The organism is Halomonas sp. RT37, assembly GCF_040070525.1.
GTDB classification, from domain to species: Bacteria; Pseudomonadota; Gammaproteobacteria; order Pseudomonadales; family Halomonadaceae; genus Halomonas; species Halomonas litopenaei.
In genome coordinates this window covers 3213628-3236221 of the sequence record NZ_CP098827.1, presented here as the reverse complement: position 1 = coordinate 3236221, position 22594 = coordinate 3213628, and the positions used below count along the sequence as shown (strand labels likewise).

The window sequence follows — 22594 nt, the reverse complement described above, 5'->3', positions numbered from 1 at the left end:
TCCCGGGCGGTGCCGTCAGTCAGCGGTGGCAGCGTCGTTGGGCAGGGCGTCAGCAACGTCTGCTGAAGCGGGGGGGCGGCCGGCGGCGGCGTCGTTGAGCAGCCGGACAAGCCGAGGCTCAAGGCAAACGCGCCGATAAATGGGCTTCTCGATTTCACGGATGATCCCTCGGTCGATGATGCGCTCATTGGCCTCAAGCTCGGCCAGTCTGGTCTCGACGGCACCGGCGATCTCGGACTCGCGAGCCATGGCGGCGGCGATAGCCTGTTCGATGGCGCGCTCGGCGGTGAGGCGCTGGCTGTCCTCGAGCCAGCCCCGGGCCAGCCAGCCGCCGGTGGCGGTGGTGGCCAGTGCCAGGGCGGCGGCGAGTAGGCGGAGCCGGGTCATGCAGCGATCTCCAGGTCCCGGAAATGGCGCCGGTAGGCGGCGGCGAGCTTGGTGTCGTAATCGTTCTTCGCGAAGGCCGGCCCGTTGTAGCGCCGGGCGAAGTCGCGCCAGTCGCGGCGACGCAGGGCGGCATGGAGCCCTCGGTCGGCGGCGATGAAACGCACGAAGGCGTCGAGCTGGGCGGCCTCGCCGCGCTGCATCGCGATGACGAAGGCCTCGGCACTCTCGTATCCCAGCGTCTGCCAGTGAAAGCCCATGATCTGAAAGGCACCCCAGGATGCGGACTCCCAGGCGCTGGCCGGATGGATGGCGTGGGCGCGGTCCAGGCGCCGGTGCTCGCGGATCCCGCCGACGTAGCCGCCGGGCTTGTCGTTGACGACGTCGGGCTGACGGCGCTGCCAGGGCACCGGGTCGATGCCGTGGTGGATCAGCCGGCGGCGCATGATGTGGCGCTCGAAGAGGATCACCGGCTCGCCGCTGGGGTGAAAGCCACGCCCCCGCGACTCGACCTCGTTGACGGCCATGATCGCCGCGAGCTCGACACCCAGATACTCGGCGGCCAGCACCAGGTCGATCTGGCGCAGGGCGAGGGGATCCGGTTTGCCGCGGTGCAGGGCCTCGCGGGTCTTGGGGCCGGCGAGGCCATCGATGACCAGATCATGCTGACGCTGGACCGCACGCACCGCGGCTTCGGTCTCGTCGCCGTACCAGCCATCGATGGCGAGGCCGTGACCGGCGCGCACCAGGTCACGTTGCAGGGATTCGACCCGGTAGCCGGTGTCTCCATGGCGTAGCAGCATCACAGCCTCCTGAGCTTGATGACGTGAGCGACGTTGCCCCGGGCGCGCACTATCAGCCAGGCCAGTACCGCCATGACCATGGCGATGCCCCAGCCGGCGGGATAACCGCTCTGGGTGATGATGCGTATGGCCACCGTGCCGGTGCCGGCGATCAGCAGCCAGGCGGTGCAGGAATAGCCCAGCCGGTAGCGGGCCCCGCGGCGGCGAAAGGTCAGCAGCCGAACGCAGATGAGCAGGGCACAGAGCAGGGTGACGAGGGTGGGGGTGGTCACTTGCGGCCTCCCAGTAGCGACTTGATGTCGAGTGTCTTGACCCCTTCGATGGCGCGCAGTCCCGCGGTCACCGCGGTGGCGCTGGCGATGAACGCCGACACCGCGCTGTGCGGAACCCACTGGCCCAGCACCGGCGGGCCTCCCAGGTAGCCGATCAGCAGGCTGATCAGCAGGTAGATCAGGCGCACGACGATCGGCAGGTCCTTGGCGCTGATCACGAACAGCGTGGCGCCGCAGAAGGCGCCGATGACGGCATTGGCGTCGACGCCGGGCAACCAGCCGACCAGGGCGGCGAGTCCGGTGGCGGTGGCGACGGCGGTGGCGGTGCTGGGCTCTGCCATAGGTTCCTCTGCGTACTTCGCGCGTCTTGTGGCGCTGGTTATCGCGCTGGTTTGGCGTTAGCCGGGCGCGTTTATAGGTTCAGTCCCACAGCTGCACGGTGGGGGAGCGCTGCGGCTGTGGCGTGGCCTCGGGAAGCTGCACCGGCGTGCCCTGGGGCAGGGTCGGGCCGAGGTCGGCAACGCCGGGGTTGAGCTCAAGCACCTGCTCGGTGACGCCTGCCGTGCGGCCGAAGGCGCGATGGCAGATGGCGTCGAGGGTGTCGTGCTGCTGGGCATAGACCGTGCGAGGCATCAAATCAGCTCGATGGTGCTGTGGGGCCGGCCTTCGATCTCGGCGATCGCCCAGACGGCATCGCGACGGTAGCTGTCCGCCGGGTCCATCAGGCTCTCGGCACGTTCGCGGCCGCTGTTGGTGGCATCAAAATCGGCGTAGCGTTCGATCAGGCTGGCGTGCGCCATGGAGTAGACAGCCCGTTGATAGAGTCCCTGATAGACGCCTGGGGCTTGCCAGATGGGGATCGGCACCTCGTCGATGCTGGCGTGGCCGGCGTCGACCTGGCGGGCCTGCCATTCGCGCAGGGTGCGGTTGACGGTGGCGATGGCCGCGAGTAGGGCACCCTCGATCCTTGCCGCGGTAATGGCGCCGTCCAGCCGATGGCGATCGCGGAAGTCGGCGGGCGCGATGTCGGGCCAGAATCCGTTGTTCTGCACCGGCTCCGCGGCGGGGGCGCTGGTGGTAGCGGTCGAAACGAAGCTGTTCATCCGGACTCCTGGTTGAAGGGGGTGGGCCGGGTTACGAGCGGGTCTGTTATCGGCCTGCTCTCACTCGGCGCCCCCTGACGTCGGCGTGCGACTCGGTGGCAGCGTCAGGCCCCGTTCTGGGGAGAGCCCTGATCGCCGGCGTTCTGTTGCTTGAGCTCGCGCTCGATGCGTTCGAGATCCTTCTTCACCCCAACCTTGTCGTTCAGCGCCAGGGCGCGCTCCAGGCTGGACTGGGCCTCGACCAGCTGGCCGGCGGCGCGCTGGGCATAGCCCAGGGCCTTGAACAGCTTGGCGCGCACCTGGTCGTGCATGTCGGCCTGGCGGGTCATGATCTCGGCGTCGATCAGCTGTTTGAGCAGCGCCAAGACATCGGCGCCTTCCTCATCGAGCTGCTTCAAGCCCTGGTCGGCGACTTCCTCGGCGATGATCGCCGCGGTGGAGCGCTCGAACTGGTCGGGCGGATTGAGATCGTGGGTGAGGGCGTAACGGGCAATGGTCACGGCGCCGGCGATATCTCCGGCATCGATGCGCCACAGCATGACGCGCATCAGCACGTCGTCCTGGGCGCCCTGGCCGGCCTCGAGCACGCCGTCGACGTAGTCGGCGTACTTGGGCAGGATCTCGCGCTTGATCTCGGCCTTGCGCTCCATCGACTGGGTCGACTTGAGGCGGCGGTAGTCCTCGAACAGGGCGGCCTGCATCAGCTCATAGGCGGGGCCCTGCATGGGGGTCTCACCAGCGTCTCCCGCCGCTTGCGCGGCGGAGACCCGTTGGAAGTGGCGGCGGGCGGGACTGGTCATCGTGGCTCCTTATCAGACGCTGAAGTCGTCCAGCTCGATGTTCTCGATCAGGCAGCCGGCGCCGAAATCCTCGACCACATAGGCGTCGTTCGAGGATTCGAAGTTCTCGATGCGGTTGCGCTTGGGGTTCTCGCTGACGTAGCGGCGGCGGGCGCCGTTCTGCCAGTAGATCGAGAGGTTATCCAGGGTGGTGACCAGGATGGCGTTGTCGGGGAAGAACGGCACCTGGAGGCCCTGCTGCCCGCCGATGCGCTTCTGGCTGATGATCACGTCCATGGCCTGCTGCTCGGTGGGCGGCTGGGTCTGGTTGATCAGCGGGAAGTACTTGTCGGCCATCAGCTTGCGGCCGACGATCGCGACCAGGTCGGTGGCGTTGCGGAACCACGGATCGATCAGCTCGTTGACCGCGTCGTAGACCACGGCGTCGAGGTTCTCGTAGTCGCCGCCCTTGCCCACCTTGAGGGTGCCGGCGGTGGCGCCTTCCTTGAGCACCCGGGCCGGGGCCTTGGTGCGGTAGTGCTGGAGCCAGCCGATGTTGACGTCCTGCAGCATCGGGTTGGTGGCCGGATTGGTCTGGGCGGCGGCGGAGGTGCCGTTGAAGCCGATCATGATCCGGTCCAGGGCCTGCTGGCGGACGATGGCATCGCGCACTAGGGCCTGGAAGTTGGGAAACTTGGCCCAGGCGTCGAGCTTGCCGTAGCCGAGGTGGGTATCGAACTCGGTCAGGCGGCACTCGTAGCCGTTGGCGTCCAGCGTCGAGAGGTCGCGGGTCTCGCGATCATTCTGGCTGACGTCGGTGCGCGCGGCGATCGGGCCGGAGACGCCGAGGGCGAGCTTCTCCCCCTTCAGCTCGTCGACGCCGATCATGTTGATGCGGCCCAGGAAGTCGCTGGACTCCTGGATGCGCTTCTCCAGGCGCTGCTGGACGCTGGGGTCGACGGCGAATTTCTGGGTGGCTTCCGGCACGCCGTTGAGCTTCGCCACCTGGGAGGCGAACTGGTTGAAGAGGATGCGGGTATCGTTGCGCATGAGCGGGTCGGTTCCTTAGCAGTCGGTGACGATGCCGCCGTCGTTGCCGGTGGCGCGGGAGCGGTGATGTTGGGTGGAGGGTTCGTTGTCGAGCCGGGTGTAGAGCTCGTCGAAGCGGCGCTGCAGTTCGCCATGGGCGGTCTTCAGTTCATTGAAGGCCTCGGCGGTGGGGCGCTTTTCGAGGTCGGATTCCAGCGCGGCGTGGCGGTTCACGAACAGCTCGAGGGTCTGTTCCAGATCCTTGCTGAAGGCGTCGAATCCGGCCTTGGATTTGGCGTCGTGTTTCTTGAACAGGGCGGTGACGCGCTCGGTCAGGCTGGGCCCCTTCTCGGGCGCAGGCGCCGGATCTGAGAAATCCAGCTCGGTCTCGACGGCGGCGGTGAAGAGGTTGTCGATCTTCTGCTTGCGCGCGGCCAGCGGTGACGCCTGGCCCTGCTGGGCGGAGAACTGGAGCATCTCGGTGCCCAGGCTGGCGGGGCTGTCGGTGACGGCCAGGCCGACGAAGTAGGCCTCGCCCGTGCCGGCGAAGTCCGGGTCGACCTCGATGCTGGTATAGACCTTCTGTCGCTCGCCGTTGATCTGCTTGAGCTTGTCGGTGGGGTCGATGTCCGCGAACAGGCCCAGCTTGCCTTCCTCGACTTCCTCGGCCTTGACCGCCTTCACATCGCCAAGGGCGGGGAAGGGTCCGTCATGGAACATGCCGCGCATGTGCTCCATCCACACACGGGCGCCGTATTTCTTGGGGTCATAGTTGCCGGCCATCTGCGTGATCCAGTCGCGCGAGATGATCCGGCCATCGGTGGTGGCGCCTTCGGTGGCGACGCGGAAGAAGGGCATGGGGTGTCCTCGGTTCATGGGCTCTCGGTGCTGCCGTCAGGTTCCGCGCAGAGGCGTTGGGGCTCAACGCGTTGCCGGTGTCGCTGGGCCGACTTACACCGAGCCCCGCGAGGGCACCGTCGCGCGCGCGGGTACGCTGGGCGGCATGACGACACCGACGCCCGACCTGGACATCCTCGACGCTTCACGCCTCTCCGCCCGGCACCTGTACTGGACGGGGTGGCGCATCGCGCGTATCGCCGAGTTCCTGGACGTGCCCCGGGCCACCATCGACAGCTGGAAGAAGCGCGATGCCTGGGACGACGCCACTCCCACCCAGCGGATCGAGGGCGCGCTCGAAGCGCGTCTGGTTCAGCTGATCTGGAAGGACCAGAAGGAGGGCAAGGACTTCAAGGAGATCGACCTGCTGGGGCGGCAGGTCGAGCGGCTGGCCCGGGTGCACAAGTATCAGGGCAGCGGGAAGGAGAGCGACCTCAATCCCAACATCGATCGGCGCAACGTCGAGCCGAAGCGCAAGCCCAAGACCAACGACGTCGGCGACGAGGGCGTGATCCAGATCGTCGAGGCCTTCGAGGCCTCGCTATTCGACTACCAGCGCACCTGGTACCGGGCCGGCCAGCATGAGCGGATCCGCAACCTGCTGAAGTCGCGCCAGATCGGCGCGACCTGGTACTTCGCCCGGGAGGCAATCGCCGATGCCCTGGAGACCGGCAAGAACAAGATCTTCATGTCGGCGAGTAAGGCTCAGGCCCATATCTTCAAGCACTACATCGTGCAGTTCGTGAAGGAAGTCACCGGCGTCGAGCTCAAGGGCGACCCGATCATCCTCGCCAATGGCGCCGAGCTGCACTTCCTGGGCACCAACGCCAAGACGGCCCAGGGCTACCACGGCGACACCTACCTGGATGAGTACTTCTGGATCCACGGCTTCGAGACCTTCCGCAAGGTGACCAGCGGGATGGCGATGCACAAGAAGTGGCGCCAGACCTACTTCTCGACGCCATCGAGCGTGGCCCATGAGGCCTATCCGTTCTGGACCGGCGAGCGCTTCAACAAGCGGCGCAAGAAGGCCGACCGGGTGAAGATCGATGTCGGCCATGCGGCGCTCAGGGACGGCGCCCGCGGGCCGGACGGCCAGTGGCGCCAGATCGTCACCATCGAGGACGCCATCGCCGGCGGCTGCGACCTGTTCGACATCGACCAGCTGCGCCTCGAGTACAGCGATGACGAGTTCGCGAACCTGTTGATGTGCGAGTTCGTCGACGACACCCAGTCGGCCTTCCCGCTGGCGATGATGCAGCGCTGCATGGTCGATAGCTGGGACGTGTGGCGGGACATCAAGCCGCTGGCCCCGCGGCCCTATGGAGAGCATCCGGTGTGGGTCGGCTATGACCCCGCCGGCGACGGCGAGGAGGGGGATGGTGCCGGGCTGGTGGTAGTGGCGCCGCCGCGCGCGATGAACGGCAAGCACCGGATCCTCGAGAAGCACCGCATCAAGGGCAGCGACTACGAGGCCCAGGCCGAGTTCATCCGCGGCGTGACTCGCCGCTACAACGTGACCTTCATCGGCATCGACACCTCGGGGCTCGGCGAGGCCGTCGCCCAGCTGGTCGCCAAGTTCTTCCCCACGGTCACCCGCTACCGCTACACCCCCGAGATCAAGGCCCGCCTGGTGATGCAGGCGCAGCAGATCATCAACAAGGGGCGGCTCGAATTCGACGCCGGCTGGGCGGAGCTCGCCCAGTCGTTCATGGCGATCCGGCGCGGACTCACCGCCTCGGGCCGCCAGATCACCTACACCGCAGGGCGCAACAACCTGACCGGCCATGCCGATCTGGCCTGGGCGACCATGCATGCCCTGCACAACGAACCCCTGGACGGGCCGGCGGAGCACGGCACCGGACGATCAATGATGGAGATGTTTGGATGAGCGAGCCGCTTGCAGAGAAGCCCCGGGTGCGCGTGTCGGCCTACCGCGCCGACGCCGGTGGCGACCAGGTGCCCACGCCGGCGAGGGCCGAGGCCTTCAGCTTCGGCGATCCGGTACCGGTCACCGATGGCCACGACTTCTTCTACACCGGGTGCTGGATGCTGGGCAGCGAGTGGTACGAGCCGCCGGTGGACTTCCCGGCGCTGGCCCAGACCTATCGCGCCACCGCCCATCACGGCAGTGCCATCCAGGTAAAGCGCAACATCCTGGTGCGCTCCTTCGTGCCGCACCCGCTGCTGAGCCGGCAGGCCTTCAGCGCGCTGGCCACCGACTATCTGGTGTTCGGCAACTGCTACCTCGAGCAGATCCGCGGGCGCCTCGGCAAGCTGCTGCAGCTGCGCCCGGCCCGGGCCAAGTACGTGCGTCGCGGGGCCGACCTGGAGCGCTACTTCTGGGTCCCCAACTGGGCCGATCGCAGCGAGTTCGCCCGGGGCAGCCTGATCCATCTGCTCGAGCCGGACATCAACCAGGAGGTCTACGGCGTGCCGGACTACCTGGGGGCCCTGCAGTCGATCTACCTCAACGAGAACGCCACCCTGTTCCGCCGCAAGTACTACCTCAACGGCAGCCACGCCGGCTTCATCATGTACGTCTCGGACGCGGCCCAGAACCAGGAGGATATCGACGCCATGCGCAGCGCCCTGAAAGAGAGCAAGGGCGTCGGCAACTTCCGCAACCTGTTCCTCTACAGCCCCAACGGCAAGAAGGACGGCATCCAGATCATCCCCATCAGCGAGGTCGCCGCCAAGGACGACTTCGCCTCGATCAAGAACATCACCCGCGACGATCAGTTGGCCGGCCACCGGATCCCGCCGCAGCTGATGGGCATCATCCCCAACAACACCGGCGGCTTCGGCGACATCGAGAAGGCGGCGAGGGTCTTCGTCGCCAACGAGCTCGAGCCGTTGCAAGCCACCCTCAGCGAGATCAACGACTACCTGGGCGAGGAGGTCGTCAAGTTCCGGCCCTACTCATTGGACGCCGGCGGCGCGGCGCCGCTCGATCCCACCCGCTAACTGACAATAGACCACGGTAGATTTTCTAAACGTTAAGAGGTTGTGGTGCAATTAGAGTATTGACCTCATCTTCTACAGGTCCCATTGCTGTAGAAGTGTTTTCAACTCTCTGTTGCGTCTCAATCAAGCCTGGCTGGGCGATAGGTATCAGACTATCAATTACCTGTAGTACTGGGAAATTTCGGCGCTCATAGAGATGCTGAGCTACGTTCCTATGAGAACCAATTGGCAGGTGTTGGTAGGGAGGCATCTTTGCATCGGCTGCTAAGAAGTACTGAACAATTCTCCATGCACAATAGAATATCTCCATAAACGCGCCATCGTAAGGAAGCGGACATACGATTAGATTCTTGCTACTGTCAACAGTTATTGTGTCACCACGACCATGAGCTGCTGGCACAATTCCGATCCTGAGACCTGGTGCCCCTTCCAGCTGATTTCTGTTGATCTTTACGGTAGTGCCGACCCATTTATCTGTGTCTCTGTTTCCTAAAAAAAGATCTGCTTTCCACAGGCCGGAAATACTACTTGGCAAGAGCTCTCTTTGAGCTTGTTGACGAAATGCCGTTGTTAGTGCGGAAATGTGATCAATTAGTTTTGGAGGCTGGGCGCGGATTCCGGTCAGAAGTCGCGAGTTTTCAGTAAGAAGCTGTCTTGGGTCGCCTATTATTTTCAATGCGCCAGTTTTTTCGGCGCCAAAGAGTATTGATGAAGTATCGTACCCTGGAACGTTGCAGAATCGAGAAAGGCTGTCATGTACTCGTTCAACGACAAGCGGGTCCTTTCGATTTATCGCATCGTGAACTGCATATTCGAAGCAAATTCCACAGTCACCTGAGCCGGCTCGATATGCTCTTGGAAGCATAAACAGGGGAAGATTCTCGATACCTCCAGCTTGCTCAACAACTTCGTGCTTTAGAGCGAACAATAATCCTTGCAAGATCGGCCTTACTACTGCGGTGAGGGCCATCACCTCATCGTGCACGGCGGACGTCTGCGCTTCGACGCGGAGATTTATAGCATTCACGTATGTCATCCTTGAGGTTGCATGAGAATAAGTGAAAGTAGCTGTTTTTGGCGAGCCTTGGAAGGGTGGCCAGTCTTTCAGATACTCTCCTTGGCGCGCCGTCGACACCCCGCCCCGCCTGCGCGCTAAACCTGTCGATTTTTGGGCACCCTTGCACTCTCGCTGAGGGCGCCTGCGCTCTGGGCTCCCTGGCGCTGGGCAAGGGGCTGTCTTTCATGCGGAATCATGCGAACTCAACGAGCGCCAGAGGAGCGTGGTGGCGGAGGTCACCACCCATGGTGGCTGCTGAGAATGTGGGGGGTGCTCGGAAAAAGGTAACATCGGTGACAGGACCAGAGAATATACTCTATGCATCTGTTTTTATTAAAAAATTCTGTAACCGTAAAAAGGTCGCAAAAGGTAACGCAAAAGGTAACGCCCGGCTAACCATCTGATTTTCTTAGACTCTTGAAAACAAGAAAAATACCTTTCCAAAAGGTAACGCATCACCTTTTCATCACCTTTTTGTTACCTTTTGGACAGTCGTTTTAATCCTTGATAAATCATTAAGATAAGCGTGTTTTTCGCAAGGCGTTACCTTTGTTACCTTTTTCCGAGCCCCCCACGGATTCTGAGGCGGGCCCGTCTCTAACGCGTACGCACGCGTTCGTCACGTCCATGCTCGCGCCTGTCTCACCGACAAGCGCAACGCCTGCGACAGGATCCGTGCCACTTTTTCTTGCTGGTACATTTTTGGTACACGACGCCGGGAAAGCCCGTGGTTGTGGGCTTTATCCCCGATCCATCATCGGCGCCACAGAAAAGCGGCGGGCCTGGGCCAGGGGATCTCGGTCAGTCATCGGCATCAAGAGGTCGGGCAGGAGAGGGCGCGTAGTGTACCAGCCCCAAGGGGGCGTTTTCATTGTTGGTGTGGTGACTGTGCGGCGGGTACGAGTCGGAGCAGAGGTGCTTCGCAGTCTGCCCCTGGCCTTGCGTTCTACCGCCAAATTGGAGCAGCGAGGAAAACTTTGCAGATTGAGGACTGCTGGCGCTGGCCTTCCGGCGACGCGAGTATCGTGGTACCGACGAGGGATTGCGCCTTACCTCGGCGCGACGGGCCACCAGGCGAGAGGAGGCGATTTATGCTCAATGAGACCTTGAAAAGGCGATTGGCGAAGGACCGTCCCATGACGACAGTGACGCTGCGGGTGCCGGTTGATGTGGTGGAGTCGCTGAAGGCGATAGCGCCACTGAAGGGGTTTCAAGGCTACCAGACGCTGCTGAAAGCCTACGTCAGCGAGGGACTGCGTCGCGACGAGGCTCGCTATCTCGATGATGGTGTGCGGCGTTTGGTGGAGGCGTTGAAGGCTCGCGGTGTGGCTCCGGAACTTATCGAGCGTGCGGTGGCTGATGCCTATGAGGAGAATTGAGTCGAGCACATCCGACTGTGCGCCTTTCGATAAGGGGGCTCAATAGCCTCTTGCAAGGCACAGGCGATATGTCAGGGGAAGGTCAGATCGATGCGCTCGACTGATTTTACGCTTTCGAGCGGTATCCTCTTGATGCGGGCAAGGGGATCTCGGTCAGCCATCGGCATCAAGAGATCGGGCGGGAGAGAGCGCGTGGTGTGCCAGCCCCAAGGGTGCGTTTTCATCGTGTGGAGTATGGGTCATCGTTGCGATCCGATATGCCCAGCAGATCGCTTGGGTACGCTTTGTCGGCACTCACGCCCAGTACGATCACATCGACGTGGAGCCTGTGTGAATGAATATCCAGCCGATTCACAACGATGCCGATCTGGAGCGGGACTTCGCTCGGATGGAGGCGCTATGGAATGCCGAAGACGGCAGTCCCGAGGCCGACGAACTTGAGGTCCTGTCGATTCTGATTGAGCACTATGAAGACGAGCACTACCCGATCGGTCCATCGGATCCCATCGAAGCGATCAAGTTTCGCATGGAACAGCAAGGGCTGACGCCAAGAGACCTGGAAGCCTATATCGGCGGTAGCGGACGGGTCTCGGAGGTGCTGAATCGCAAGCGTGGGCTCAGCCTGGCCATGATCCGCCGGCTGCATCATGGGCTACGGATCCCCTACGAGAGTTTGATGAACGAGACATCTGCTTAACCTTGAGCTTCCGCCCACCATGTCATCGATCACGCCGCCGCCCATAGGGCGGCGGCGTCGCGTGTGGGGCCAGGATGAGGCCCTGCGTCTGATTCGGCCCAGGAGTATCACTGAGATCCAGTGATCCAAACGTGATCGTCAGTGCTCCAGCGCCTCCAGTATCCGCCAGGCGGCTTCGACGCGCTCGCCGTTGGGGTAGCGCTTGTTGGCGAGGATGACGATGCCGAGTTCATGCGCCGGCATAAAGGCGGCGTAGGCGCCGAAGCCGCCGGTGGAGCCGGTCTTGTGGTACCAGCGCTGGGGCTGTGGCTCGCCTGACGGCTCGAGCATGGTGACAGGCTGGGGCTCCAGCGCCATCTCTGCGGTGGTGCCGTTTTGCAGCGTATCGAGGGTCGTCGGCAGGGCGTAGCTTTCCCAGGCGAGTCCCTGCTGCATCTCGCCGACGGCGGCGTAGCCCTGGTGGGTGGCCAGCAGGGCTTGTGCCATGCGCTGGTCGTCCTGGCTGCCTTGATAGGCGTCGATATTGGCCTGAACGAAGCGTGCCAGGTCCCGTGCCGTGGTCTTGATGCCGTAGGCCTGGGTGTCCAGCGGGCCCGGATTGACGCGCACAGGCTGATCGTCGCTGTTGTAGCCCTGGGCGTAGTGGCGGGCCTGGTCGTCGGGCACCGTAAGCCAGGTGGCATCGAGGCCAAGTGTGGGCAGCACGCTGTCCTGCATCAGCTCAGCGAAGCTTGAGCCTTCGCTCTGGGCCGCGAGCAGGCCGAACAGGCCGATGCTGGGGTTCGAGTACAGGCGTTTGGTGCCGGCGGCAAAGTCCGGCTGCCAGTTCACGAAGTAGTCGTGGAGGGTGGCGTCGTCGACGCCTGCGGGAAACTGCAGCGGGAAGCCGCCGGCGGTGTAGGTGGCAAGCTCTACCATGCTGACCTCGCCTACCGGACGACCCTCGAAGTCGGGCTCGATGCTGGCCGCGCTGTCGCTCAGGGAGAAGGCTCCGCCTTGCTGCACCCAGGCGCCCAGCGCCGCAGTGAAGGTCTTGCTGACCGAGCCGATTTCGAACAGGGTGTCGTCGTTCACTGCGGCGCCGGTCGAGGACTCCCGGCTGGCGACGCCGTAGTGGCTCAGGCAGATGTTGCCGTGGTCGATCAGTGCCACCGACACGCCCGGGATGCCGTGGTGATCCATCAGTGCCTCGATCTGCTGGTCCATGGTCGGGTTTTCGCAGGATCGGCTACTCTGCTGCTCGACGGTACTCCGGTCGGCGTCTTTTGGCGCGGAGGCTGCCTGGGCGGAGGTGGTCCCCACGGCGAGGACGAGGGGCAGAAGATGAACGGGGCGAACGGGCATGAGCGGTGATTCCGTCGTGTGGGGGTGTTGCCCGAGGCAGTGGGGCCAAGGGGCAGGCGGACAGGCACAGGACGGCGCGCCTTGAAGGCTCACGGAGTCTGCTGTGCCGGCACAATCATCGCCTGAACCCGGCGGCGAGTCACCCGTGGGCTGAGGTTCGATCGTGCGGCTCTCACCTCATTTCGTCTCGCTCTACCTCTACCGATCGCCACGTTTACCGATCGCCACCTTCACCCTGGTAGTGCCTGCTATATCGCCTCAGGCCAGGACCTTGAGGCCTCGTTGCACGGCGGGGCGCTCGAGAAACGCCTGGAGGGTGCGGTCGACGTGGGGGAAGTTGGCAAACTCGACCAGATCCCCGGCGTCGTAGCGGTAGACCAGGTTACGTACCCAGGGAAGGATGGCGATATCCACCACCGAGTAATCCTCGCCCATGATCCACTCGCGCTGTTCCAGGCGCTTGTCCAGCACCCCAAGCAGGCGTTTGGCCTCGTCCACGTAGCGCTGAAGAGGGCGCTTGTCCTCGAGTTCCTTGCCGGCGAAGAAGTGGAAGTAGCCGATCTGGCCAAACATCGGGCCCACGCCGCCGACCTGGAACATCAGCCATTGCAGGGCCTGATAGTACGCCTGGGGCGTCTGGGGCACCAACTGGCCGGTCTTGTCGGCCAGGTACAGCAGAATCGTGCCTGACTCGAACAGTCCGATCGGCTGGCCTTCAGGGCCGTCGGGATCGAGGATCGCGGGAATCTTGTTGTTGGGGCTGAGCGAGAGAAACTCGGAAGAGTGCTGGTCCCTGGTATCGAAGTTGACCCGGTGCGCTTCGTAGTCCAGCCCGACTTCCTCCAGCATGATCGAGACCTTGACCCCGTTGGGGGTCGGCAGCGAATAGAGCTGCAGGCGCTCGGGGTGTGTCGCCGGCCACTTGGCAGTGATGGGGAAGCGGGAAAGGTCGGTCATGGGGACATTCCTTGTGGTGAAGAACGAAGGGAGCGTGACGCTGACATCTGGTGGCTGGAAGTACGAACTGACGGTGCGAGCAAGGAGCGATCGAGACAGGCGTCGCCCTTGACCTGAACCGGGGAAAGCCGTCAGCCAACGTCTGGAGGGTAGCACCCGACGACGGATTCGAGCGTCGCCAGGCGCAGAAAGGCGCAACTCTGGTGCATTTGGCGCTGCTGCCAAAGCGGGTTCGGGCGCGTATCGGCGGGTTCGGGCGCCTATTAGCAGGTTCGGGCGCCAGCCCGCGGGGTCTACCCCCGGGCTTTTCAGGCCCTGGGTCTTGTACGAAAAGCCACCGACCGCAGGCACTTTTCCTACAAGCCTCACCCAGGGCGGTTGGGCCAGACGCTCTCCAGGGTGGCAAGCGCGGCCTGCAGCGGCGGCTCGCGGGTGCGTTCCTTCTTCCATACAAAGCACAGGGCGCAGTCCAGCGTCACCCCCTCGACGATGGTCAGGCCGCTGCGCTGGCGCTCGGTCAAGGCCAGCGAGTCCCGGGCCAGGCTCAACCCCACCCCGGCGCGTACCAGATCGAGCATGCAGGCCTCCTGGTCGACCTGGGCGACCCGCCGGGGCGTCTCTCCGCTGTCCTGCATGGCGCGCTTGAGCAGTCGATGGTGGACCGAGTCGGGGGGTGTGACGATCCAGGGCAGGGTGGCCAGCGTCGACCAGCGGGTGTCCTCGACCCGTGATTCCCAGCCTGAGGGCGCCACCACGTAGTAGCGAAAGTGGGTCAGCTCGACAAACGCAAGTTCGCCGGTACCGTCGGCGTGGGTGCTGCCTGTTCCGGGGGGCGCCAGATAGAAACCTGCATCCAGCTCGCCGCGCTCCACTCGCGACAGGGCGTAACCGCTCATGCCGTGGTGCAGCTCGGTCTCGAGTTCGGGGGCGCGCTCGACCAGCACCTTGAGAAAACTGCCCAGACGGATGAACTCGGGGTCGATGATGGTGCCGATCCTCAACAGCCCACGCACCGTCGAGTGCAACGAGCGGGCCATCTGATCGAACACCCGAGCGCTCTCCAGGGCCTTTTCGGCGGTGGGCAGCAGTGCCTGACCGTGGGCCGTCAGCTCCAGTCCTTGGGGGCGGCGGTGGAACAGCGTCAGTCCCAGCGTTGCCTGCAGCTGCTTCAACTTTAGGCTAACCGCCGGCTGGGTGAGATGCAGCGCCTCGGCGGCGCGGGAGACGCTGCCGAGGTGCGCCACCGTGACGAATGCTCGCAGCGTGGGGTAGTCCTGCATGGCGCCTTCCTTCAACAGAGCGTGTTATTTGAGAACTTTATATCTGGGTTTCAAATAACTCAATTGCTCAGATCGCCACCAGAGATAGGCTGTACAGCGACAAGACGAGCAGGCTGGGCACCTTTCCTCATACGGCCACGCTCGAATAACTTAAACAACGCTTATAAAGGAGCACTCCATGACCTCGACGATTCCTCACTTCATCGGCGGCCAGATCGACGAAAGCGCCTCCCTGGGCCATCAGGACGTCTACAACCCGGCGACCGGCCAGGTCAGTGGCCGAGTGGCGCTGGCCTCCGCCAGCGAGATCGACAAGGCGGTGGAGGTGGCCAAGGCGGCCTTCCCGAGCTGGGCCGACACCCCGCCTATCCGCCGCGCCCGGGTGATGTTCCGCTTCCTCGAATTGCTCAATGCCAACAAGGACGCCCTGGCCGAGGCGATTACCCGTGAGCACGGCAAGGTCTTCACCGACGCCCAGGGCGAGGTGGCACGGGGTATCGACATCGTCGAGTTCGCCTGCGGAATCCCGCAGCTGCTCAAGGGCGACTTCACCGACCAGGTCAGCACCGGCATCGACAACTGGACACTGCGCCAGCCGCTTGGTGTGGTCGCCGGCATCACCCCGTTCAACTTCCCGGCCATGGTGCCGATGTGGATGTTCCCGGTCGCCATCGCCGCCGGCAACAGCTTCATCCTCAAGCCCAGCCCCACCGATCCCAGCGCCTCGCTGATGATGGCGGACCTGCTCAAGCAGGCCGGGCTGCCCGACGGCGTGTTCAACGTGGTCCAGGGTGGCAAGGAAACAGTGGACGCGCTGATCGACCACCCCGACGTCAAGGCGCTGTCCTTCGTCGGCTCCACTCCCATCGCCAACCTGATCTATCAGCGTGGTGCGGCCCTGGGCAAGCGTGTGCAAGCCCTCGGTGGCGCCAAGAACCACATGGTGGTGATGCCCGACGCCGACCTCGACAAGGCGGTGGACGCGCTGATCGGTGCCGCCTACGGCTCCGCCGGCGAGCGTTGCATGGCCATTAGTGTGGCGGTGCTGGTCGGCGACGTGGCCGATGACGTGGTGGCACGCGTGGCCGAACGCGCCCGGGGTCTCAAGGTCAAGGACGGCATGCAGCTGGACGCCGAGATGGGGCCGATCGTCACCGCCCAGGCCCATCAGCGTATTACCGGCTACATCGACAAGGGCGTCGAGGAGGGTGCCGAGCTGGTGGTCGATGGCCGTGGCTTCGACAGCAGCAATACAGGCGAAGGCTGCAGCGAGGGCTTCTGGATGGGCGGCACCCTGTTCGATCACGTCACCCCTGAGATGACGATTTACCGCGAGGAGATCTTCGGCCCGGTGCTGGCCTGCGTGCGCGTGCCGGACGTGGCCACCGCCATCGAGCTGATCAATGACCACGAGTTCGGCAACGGCGTCAGCTGCTTCACCGAGAGCGGCAAGGTCGCCCGCGAGTTCGGCCGTCGCATCCAGGTGGGCATGGTCGGCATCAACGTGCCGATTCCGGTGCCCATGGCGTGGCATGGCTTCGGTGGCTGGAAGCGCTCGCTGTTCGGCGACATGCACGCCTACGGCGAAGAGGGCGTGCGCTTCTACACCAAGCAGAAGTCGATCATGCAGCGCTGGTCCGACTCCATCGAGGCGGGCGCGGAGTTCGTGATGCCGACCGCCAAATAACGCCCTGAATCGAGGGATCTGCGATGACAACCGCACAACAATACGACAGCGAGTTTGACTACATCGTGGTCGGAGCAGGCACCGCCGGGTGCCTGCTGGCCAATCGCTTGAGCGCCGACCCCAACAACCGGGTGCTGCTGATCGAAGCCGGTGGTCGCGACAACTACCACTGGATCCACGTGCCGGTGGGCTACCTGTACTGCATCGACAACCCACGCACCGACTGGCGCTTTCGCACCGATCCGGACGCGGGCCTCAACGGGCGCTCGCTGCTCTACCCGCGCGGCAAGACCCTCGGCGGCTGCTCCAGCATCAACGGCATGATCTACATGCGCGGCCAGGCCCGGGACTACAACCACTGGGCCGAGGTCACCGGTGACGACCAATGGCGCTGGGAGCACTGCCTGCCGGCCTTCATCCAGCACGAGGATCACTATCGTCTGGACGAGGGCGGCGACGCCGACGCCGCCCACCGGGACTTTCACGGTCACGGCGGCGAGTGGCGCATCGAGAAGCAACGGCTCAAGTGGGAGGTGCTGGACGACTTCGCCGAGGCGGCGGTCCAGGCGGGTATCCCTCGGACCAAGGACTTCAACCGTGGCAGCAACGAGGGCGTCGACTACTTCGAGGTCAATCAGCGCTCCGGCTGGCGCTGGAACACCGCCAAGGCGTTCCTGCGCCCGGCGCTCAAGCGGCCGAACCTGACGCTGTGGCATTCCACCCAGGTCAACCGGCTGATCGTCGCCGGCGGCGAGCCCGACGGCGAGAAGCGCTGTGAAGGGGTCGAGGTCAAGCGCGAGGGCACCACCCAGCTGGCCAGGGCGCGCCGTGAGGTGGTGCTGTCCGCTGGCGCCATCGGCTCACCCCAGATCCTGCAGCTCTCCGGTATCGGGCCTGGTGAGCTGCTCAAGCAGCACGGCATCGACGTCGTCCACGAACTGCCGGGGGTCGGCGAGAACCTGCAGGACCATCTGCAGATTCGTTCGGTGTACAAGGTCAAGGGCGCCAAGACCCTCAACACCATGGCCAGCACCCTGTGGGGCAAGGCCGGCATCGGTCTGGAATACGTGTTCAAGCGCACAGGCCCGATGAGCATGGCGCCGTCTCAGCTCGGTATCTTCACCCGCAGCAGCGACGAGCACGAGCACCCCAACATCCAGTACCACGTCCAGCCCCTGAGTCTGGAGGCCTTCGGCCAGCCGCTGCATCCCTATCCGGCGGTCACCGCCAGCGTCTGCAACCTGAATCCGACCAGCCGCGGCAGCGTCAGGATTCAGAGCGCCGATCCGGCCCAGGCGCCGTCCATCGCCCCCAACTACCTGAGCACCGACGAGGACCGGCGGGTCGCGGCGGACTCGCTGCGCGTCACCCGCAGGATCGCCGAGCAGAAGGCGTTCGCCAGGTACGAACCGGAGGAGGTCAAGCCCGGCGTCCAGTACCAGACCGATGAAGAGCTGTGGCGGCTGGCCGGTGACATCGGCACCACCATCTTCCACCCGGTCGGAACCACCCGGATGGGGCAGCCCGACGATCCCATGGCGGTGGTCGACTCACGCCTGCGGGTGAGGGGCATCCAGGGCCTGCGCGTGGCGGACGCCGGCGTCATGCCGACCATCACCAGCGGCAATACCAACTCGCCGACCTTGATGATCGCCGAGCGAGCGGCGGGCTGGATGCTCGAGGCCGCCGGCTGACGCCGGCGTCCTGCGCAGCAAGCGTGACAACAACAAACGATAAAGGTATCCCTGATGAACGCGCCAGAGTCCCATTCCGATCGGCTCGACCTGCGGGTCTTCGTACCCGCCGTGCTGGTCATCGCAGGCCTGATCCTGCCCATCATCGTGTTCCCGGAGTCGGGGGCCGCACTGGTCAATGCGGCCTTTGCCTTTGCCACCGGGCGATTCGGCTGGCTGTATCTGCTCGCCGGCATCGCCGTGGTGGTCTTTCTGGTGGGCCTGGCCATCAGTCGCTACGGCAACGTGCGGCTCGGCGGCCCCGATGACAAGCCGGAGTTCTCCTACTTCAGCTGGGTGGCGATGATCTTTGCCGGTGGTATCGGCATCGCCATCGTCAACTGGGCCTGGGTCGAACCCATCTACTATTTCACCGGGCCTCCCTTCGGCGTCGAGCCGAGCTCACAGGAAGCAGCCGAGTGGGCCTTGACCTACGGTCAGTTCCACTGGGGATTCACGCCCTGGGCCTTCTATTGCCTGCCGGCCATCCCGATCGCCTACTCCATGTTCGTCCACAACCGCCCGGGCGTCAGGCTGTCCGTGGCCGCCCGCGGGGTGCTGGGGCGTCATGCCGACGGCTGGTGGGGCGCGCTTCTCGATGCGGTGGTGGTGTTCGGCATCGTCGGTGGCGTCGGTACCTCGCTGGGGCTGGCGGTGCCGCTGGTATCGCAACTGCTGAGCGGACTGCTCGGGGTGTCACCGTCATTCATGCTGGATATCGCGGTGCTGCTGATCTGGACCGCCATCTTCTCCGCCAGTGTGTGGTTCGGCCTGGCCAAGGGCATCAAGATCCTGTCGGACATCAACGTGCTGCTGGCGGGAGTACTGCTGGTGTTCACCCTGGTGGTGGGCGACACCCTGTTCATGGTGGAGGGCTGGGTCAACAGCCTCGGCAAGATGGTCTCCAACTTCGTGCCCATGAGCATGTGGACCGACCCGGTGGGGGACTCCAGCTTCTGGCGCGACTGGACGGTGTTCTACTGGGCCTGGTGGATCGCTTACGCCCCGATGATGGGCCTGTTCGTCGCCCGCATCTCGCGTGGTCGCACCATCCGTGAGCTGATCATCGCCGAAATGGTGTTCGGTTCCCTGGGCTGCTGGGTGTTCTTCGCGGTGTGGGGCGGCTATGCGCTGGACCTGCAGATCTCCGGCACCCTGGACGTGGCAGCCATTCTTTCGGCCGAAGGCATCCCCGCCGCGGTCGAGGCGATCCTCGGCACCCTGCCGATGTCCGGCGTGATCACCACCCTGTTCGTGCTGCTGTGCTTCATCTTCCTGGCGACGACCCTGGACAGCTCCGCCTACGTGCTGGCGTCGGTGACCTCGCGCAAGTTGTCTGGCTATCAGGAACCGCAGCGCAAGATCCGCCTGATCTGGGCGTTTCTGATCGCCGGCGTCGGGGTAGCGCTGATCCAGCTTGGCGGGCTCAAGCCGGTGCAGACCTCCACCATCGTGGTGGCGCTGCCGATGATTCCCGTGCTGGCGATCCTGGCATGGTCACTGGTGCGCTGGCTGCGCCAGGACTTCGCCAAGAAGGTCCTTGAACCCCACCTGGTCATCGAAGACGGCAAACACTGACGTCACCGGGGAGGCTTCGGCCTCCTCACGTTGCCACCCTTGCTCTACAGGAAGACCCCGATGTCACCGAATCCCCATTCCCAACTGCCGCTCAAGGACGTCAAGGTCATCGACTTCGGTCAGTACATGGCCGGCCCTGCGGTGGCGATGATCCTCGCCGACCTGGGCGCCACGGTCATTCACGTGGACCCGCCCACGGGGCCCATGTGGGAGTCGCCGGCCAACGCCACCTTGCAGCGCAACAAGCTGATCGTGACGATCGACCTCAAGACTGAAGAGGGCCTCGAACAGGCGCTGGCGCTGATCGAGGAGGCCGATATCGTGATCGAAAGCTTCCGGCCCGGCGTCATGCAGCGCCTGGGCATCGACTTCAGCGCGCTGCGCGAAGAGCGTCCGGAGCTGATCACCCTGTCGATGCCGGGCTTTGCCTCCAACGACGAGCTGCGCCGAGACTGGCGGGCCTTCGAGAGCGTCATCGCCGCCCACTCGGGGGTGTTTACCGACATGGGGCTCAACCGGGTGCTGATGGGCATCAATCCGTCGTTCTCGCCGCTGCCGCTGGGCTCGGCCTACGGCACCATGCTGGCGGCCACCGCCGTCACCCTGGCGCTGCAGGCGCGTGAGCGTACCGGCCTCGGCGACGAGATCGAAGTGCCCATCGCCTGCGCCCTGATGGAAGGCCTCTGCTACAACTCGATCAAGATCGAGGGCCTGCCGGAGCGCTACAAGACCCAGCGCGAAAAGGAGATCGAGCGTCGCCGCATCGAAGGCGCGCCGATGAACCTGGACTACGACGAACTGCAGGAACTGCTCGACCCCTTCTATCGCAGCTACAAGTGCAAGGACGGGCGCATGTTCTACGTGGTCTGCCCGAGTCACAAGGAGCACGCCAAGCGTTGCCTCAAGGTGCTCGGTCTCTACGATGAACTTGTGGAAGAAGGGCTGGTGGAAGAGCCCGACACCTATGCGCCCACCAGCCAGTGGCAGAGTGACGTGTCACTTGGCGTCTACCCGCTGCCCAAGCGGTGGGCGGATCATATCGCCGCGCGTATGAAGGAGGTCTTCCTGACCCGCACCTCCAAGGAGTGGGAGAAGATCTTCGGCCGTGGCAAGTTCCCCGGCGCGCCGCAGCGCTGGCTGCAGGAGTGGATCCACGACGACCACGCCGAGACCGCCGGGCTGATGATCGAAGTGGATGATCCCGAATTCGGTTTGATGACCCAGCCCGGCCCGATGGTCTGGCTGCACGACAGCGGCCACGAGATGCTCACCCCGACGCCGCGCCGCTGGGTGTCGTTCGACCAGGCGCTGGCAGTGCTGCATCGCATCGAGACCAAGCTGCCACGGGTTCGTGCGCGCAACGCCAAGGACGGTTGGCTCGAAGGCGTCAAGGTGCTGGATCTGTGCAACGTCATCGCCGGTCCCCACTCGGTGGCCTTTTTGGCACGCTTCGGCGCCGACATCATCAAGGTGGACCCCGCCAAGCCGTTCTACGACTGCTGGAACACGGTCATCTTCGGCCTGTCGCATATGCGCTCCAAGCGCTCCTTGCTGACCGATATCCAGGTGCCTCGGGGGCGTGAAATCCTCGACGAGCTGATCCGCCAGAGCGACGTGGTTGTGTGGAATGCCACCGACAGGCAGGTGGAGCGGATGGGGCTGACCGAGGCGGAAATGCAGCGCATCAATCCCGAGGCGATCTTCTGCCAGCTCGACTGCTTCAGCGGGGTCAAGCCGGGCCCCCGGACCAACTACCTGGGCTACGACGACCTGGTGCAGGCCACCACCGGCATCATGCTGCGCTTCGGGGGCAGCATGGACACGCCAGAAGAGCACGCCCACGTCGGCACCATCGACGTGATGTGCGGCTTCGGTGCCTCTCTTGGTGTCGCCACCGCCCTGTACCAGAAGCTGCGTACCCGCCGGGTCAGCCGGGTCAAGACCTCGCTGTCGGCGCTCAGTGGCCTGGCCCAGATGCCGTTCTGCTACGACTACGAGCGGCGCGGCCTGTTCGACGAGCCCTCGGGCCGTGAACTCAACGGCTACGACGATCTGTCACGCTTCTATTTCACCGCCGACGGGGTGGTGCTGATCAGCGCCTACGAGCGGGACCTGCACAAGTTCGCCCAGGTGCCGGGGATCGAAGGGGTGGTCGATGTTCCGCCGGAGGAGCGGGCGGCCTATCTGGCACCTCGCTTTATCAATGCGGTGGCCACCGACTGGGTGGAACGGCTGCAGAAGGCGGGCATCGCCGCGGCGGTGTGCGAGAACATCGAGGCCCTGCGCTCCTACAACTCGCGGCGCTGGGACAACACCCCGGGCATCGATCGTGGCAGCTACTCCTTCACCGTCTACGACGAGCACCCCAGCGGTCACGTCATCACGCAGCTCGATCCGTACGCCATCCGTCCCAAGCGAGGTCGCATCTATCCGCTGGCGCCGTCGGAGAAGTACGGCAGCTCGAGCCGTCAGGTGCTCGAAGAGCTGGGGCACAGCCCAGAGGAGATCGATCGGTTGATCGCCGAAGGCGTCGTGTCGGAGAGCTGGAGCGAGGAGTATCTGCCGACCTAGGGGTGCTCTGCGCAGGGTTTGGCGCTGAGCCGACCAGGTGGGCTGAAGGTGTTCTGAGCCGACCAGGCGGGCTGAAG

At 64.3% G+C, this 22594-nt stretch carries 21 protein-coding genes; 8 read left to right on the top strand and 13 right to left on the bottom strand.

Annotated features, from left to right (window positions below; genetic code table 11):
- Positions 1 to 15: 15 nt before the first annotated feature.
- The 9 genes from NFG58_RS14085 to NFG58_RS14045 all read right to left on the bottom strand — a co-directional run bounded on the left by NFG58_RS14085 (position 16) and on the right by NFG58_RS14045 (position 5246).
- Entirely contained in the window at positions 16 to 387 is a 372-nt protein-coding gene (locus tag NFG58_RS14085) for a hypothetical protein (protein WP_348826784.1), read from the bottom strand.
- Positions 384 to 1187, bottom strand: a complete 804-nt coding sequence (locus NFG58_RS14080) for an N-acetylmuramidase family protein (protein ID WP_348826783.1) — start codon at positions 1185 to 1187, stop codon at positions 384 to 386. The genes NFG58_RS14085 and NFG58_RS14080 overlap by 4 nt, the downstream gene beginning before the upstream one ends.
- Entirely contained in the window at positions 1187 to 1459 is a 273-nt protein-coding gene (locus NFG58_RS14075) for a phage holin family protein (protein WP_348826782.1), read from the bottom strand. The genes NFG58_RS14080 and NFG58_RS14075 overlap by 1 nt, the downstream gene beginning before the upstream one ends.
- Positions 1456 to 1800, bottom strand: a complete 345-nt coding sequence (locus NFG58_RS14070) for a putative holin (protein WP_124804023.1) — start codon at positions 1798 to 1800, stop codon at positions 1456 to 1458. Before NFG58_RS14070 ends, NFG58_RS14075 begins: the two co-directional genes overlap by 4 nt.
- Positions 1801 to 1879: 79 nt before the next feature.
- Positions 1880 to 2092, bottom strand: coding sequence for a tail protein X (locus NFG58_RS14065; RefSeq protein ID WP_222485782.1), 213 nt, complete (start codon positions 2090 to 2092; stop codon positions 1880 to 1882).
- Positions 2092 to 2562 carry a head completion/stabilization protein gene (locus NFG58_RS14060; protein WP_348826781.1) on the bottom strand — a complete coding sequence of 157 codons (471 nt, stop codon included), beginning with the start codon at positions 2560 to 2562 and terminating at the stop codon, positions 2092 to 2094. The genes NFG58_RS14065 and NFG58_RS14060 overlap by 1 nt, the downstream gene beginning before the upstream one ends.
- 104 nt (positions 2563 to 2666) lie before the next feature.
- Positions 2667 to 3362 (bottom strand): phage terminase small subunit, encoded by a 696-nt coding sequence (gene gpM, locus NFG58_RS14055; RefSeq protein WP_124804017.1) that lies wholly within the window; start codon positions 3360 to 3362, stop codon positions 2667 to 2669.
- A gap of 12 nt (positions 3363 to 3374) precedes the next feature.
- A complete protein-coding gene (locus NFG58_RS14050) occupies positions 3375 to 4391 on the bottom strand; it encodes a phage major capsid protein, P2 family (RefSeq protein ID WP_348826780.1) in 1017 nt (338 codons plus the stop codon).
- A 15-nt stretch (positions 4392 to 4406) separates the two neighbouring features.
- Entirely contained in the window at positions 4407 to 5246 is an 840-nt protein-coding gene (locus NFG58_RS14045) for a GPO family capsid scaffolding protein (protein WP_348826779.1), read from the bottom strand.
- 127 nt (positions 5247 to 5373) lie between these two features.
- On the opposite strand from NFG58_RS14045, the gene NFG58_RS14040 reads away from it, so the two are divergent.
- Positions 5374 to 7158 carry a terminase family protein gene (locus NFG58_RS14040; protein WP_348826778.1) on the top strand — a complete coding sequence of 595 codons (1785 nt, stop codon included), beginning with the start codon at positions 5374 to 5376 and terminating at the stop codon, positions 7156 to 7158.
- A complete protein-coding gene (locus NFG58_RS14035) occupies positions 7155 to 8234 on the top strand; it encodes a phage portal protein (RefSeq protein ID WP_348826777.1) in 1080 nt (359 codons plus the stop codon). Before NFG58_RS14040 ends, NFG58_RS14035 begins: the two co-directional genes overlap by 4 nt.
- A 25-nt stretch (positions 8235 to 8259) precedes the next feature.
- Here the strand turns inward: NFG58_RS14035 and NFG58_RS14030 are convergent, their stop codons facing one another.
- Complete coding sequence (locus NFG58_RS14030) at positions 8260 to 9261, bottom strand: hypothetical protein (protein ID WP_348826776.1); 1002 nt, start codon at positions 9259 to 9261, stop codon at positions 8260 to 8262.
- A gap of 1121 nt (positions 9262 to 10382) precedes the next feature.
- Here NFG58_RS14030 and NFG58_RS14025 point away from each other — a divergent pair.
- Entirely contained in the window at positions 10383 to 10670 is a 288-nt protein-coding gene (locus NFG58_RS14025; RefSeq protein ID WP_108449122.1) for a hypothetical protein, read from the top strand.
- Between the two features lie 334 nt (positions 10671 to 11004).
- Positions 11005 to 11367, top strand: coding sequence for a transcriptional regulator (locus tag NFG58_RS14020; protein ID WP_348826775.1), 363 nt, complete (start codon positions 11005 to 11007; stop codon positions 11365 to 11367).
- A 138-nt stretch (positions 11368 to 11505) separates the two neighbouring features.
- On the opposite strand, the gene ampC is transcribed toward NFG58_RS14020, so the two are convergent.
- From ampC to NFG58_RS14005, 3 genes are all read right to left on the bottom strand, one after another.
- Positions 11506 to 12573, bottom strand: coding sequence for a class C beta-lactamase (gene ampC, locus NFG58_RS14015; RefSeq protein ID WP_348826774.1), 1068 nt, complete (start codon positions 12571 to 12573; stop codon positions 11506 to 11508).
- A gap of 396 nt (positions 12574 to 12969) precedes the next feature.
- Positions 12970 to 13668 carry a glutathione binding-like protein gene (locus tag NFG58_RS14010; protein WP_045991839.1) on the bottom strand — a complete coding sequence of 233 codons (699 nt, stop codon included), beginning with the start codon at positions 13666 to 13668 and terminating at the stop codon, positions 12970 to 12972.
- A gap of 365 nt (positions 13669 to 14033) precedes the next feature.
- Entirely contained in the window at positions 14034 to 14948 is a 915-nt protein-coding gene (locus tag NFG58_RS14005; RefSeq protein ID WP_108133286.1) for a LysR family transcriptional regulator, read from the bottom strand.
- A gap of 178 nt (positions 14949 to 15126) precedes the next feature.
- On the opposite strand from NFG58_RS14005, the gene NFG58_RS14000 reads away from it, so the two are divergent.
- From NFG58_RS14000 to NFG58_RS13985, 4 genes are read left to right on the top strand one after another with little or no spacing between them, the layout of a single operon-like run.
- On the top strand, positions 15127 to 16635 hold the full coding sequence (locus NFG58_RS14000) for a CoA-acylating methylmalonate-semialdehyde dehydrogenase (protein WP_108133287.1): 1509 nt from the start codon (positions 15127 to 15129) through the stop codon (positions 16633 to 16635).
- Between the two features lie 23 nt (positions 16636 to 16658).
- Positions 16659 to 18329: a GMC family oxidoreductase N-terminal domain-containing protein gene (locus NFG58_RS13995; protein ID WP_348826773.1), complete on the top strand. Its 1671-nt coding sequence runs from the start codon at positions 16659 to 16661 to the stop codon at positions 18327 to 18329.
- 54 nt (positions 18330 to 18383) lie between these two features.
- A complete protein-coding gene (locus tag NFG58_RS13990; protein ID WP_108133289.1) occupies positions 18384 to 19946 on the top strand; it encodes a BCCT family transporter in 1563 nt (520 codons plus the stop codon).
- Between the two features lie 60 nt (positions 19947 to 20006).
- A complete protein-coding gene (locus NFG58_RS13985) occupies positions 20007 to 22517 on the top strand; it encodes a CoA transferase (RefSeq protein ID WP_222517192.1) in 2511 nt (836 codons plus the stop codon).
- The last annotated feature ends 77 nt before the right edge of the window (positions 22518 to 22594 follow it).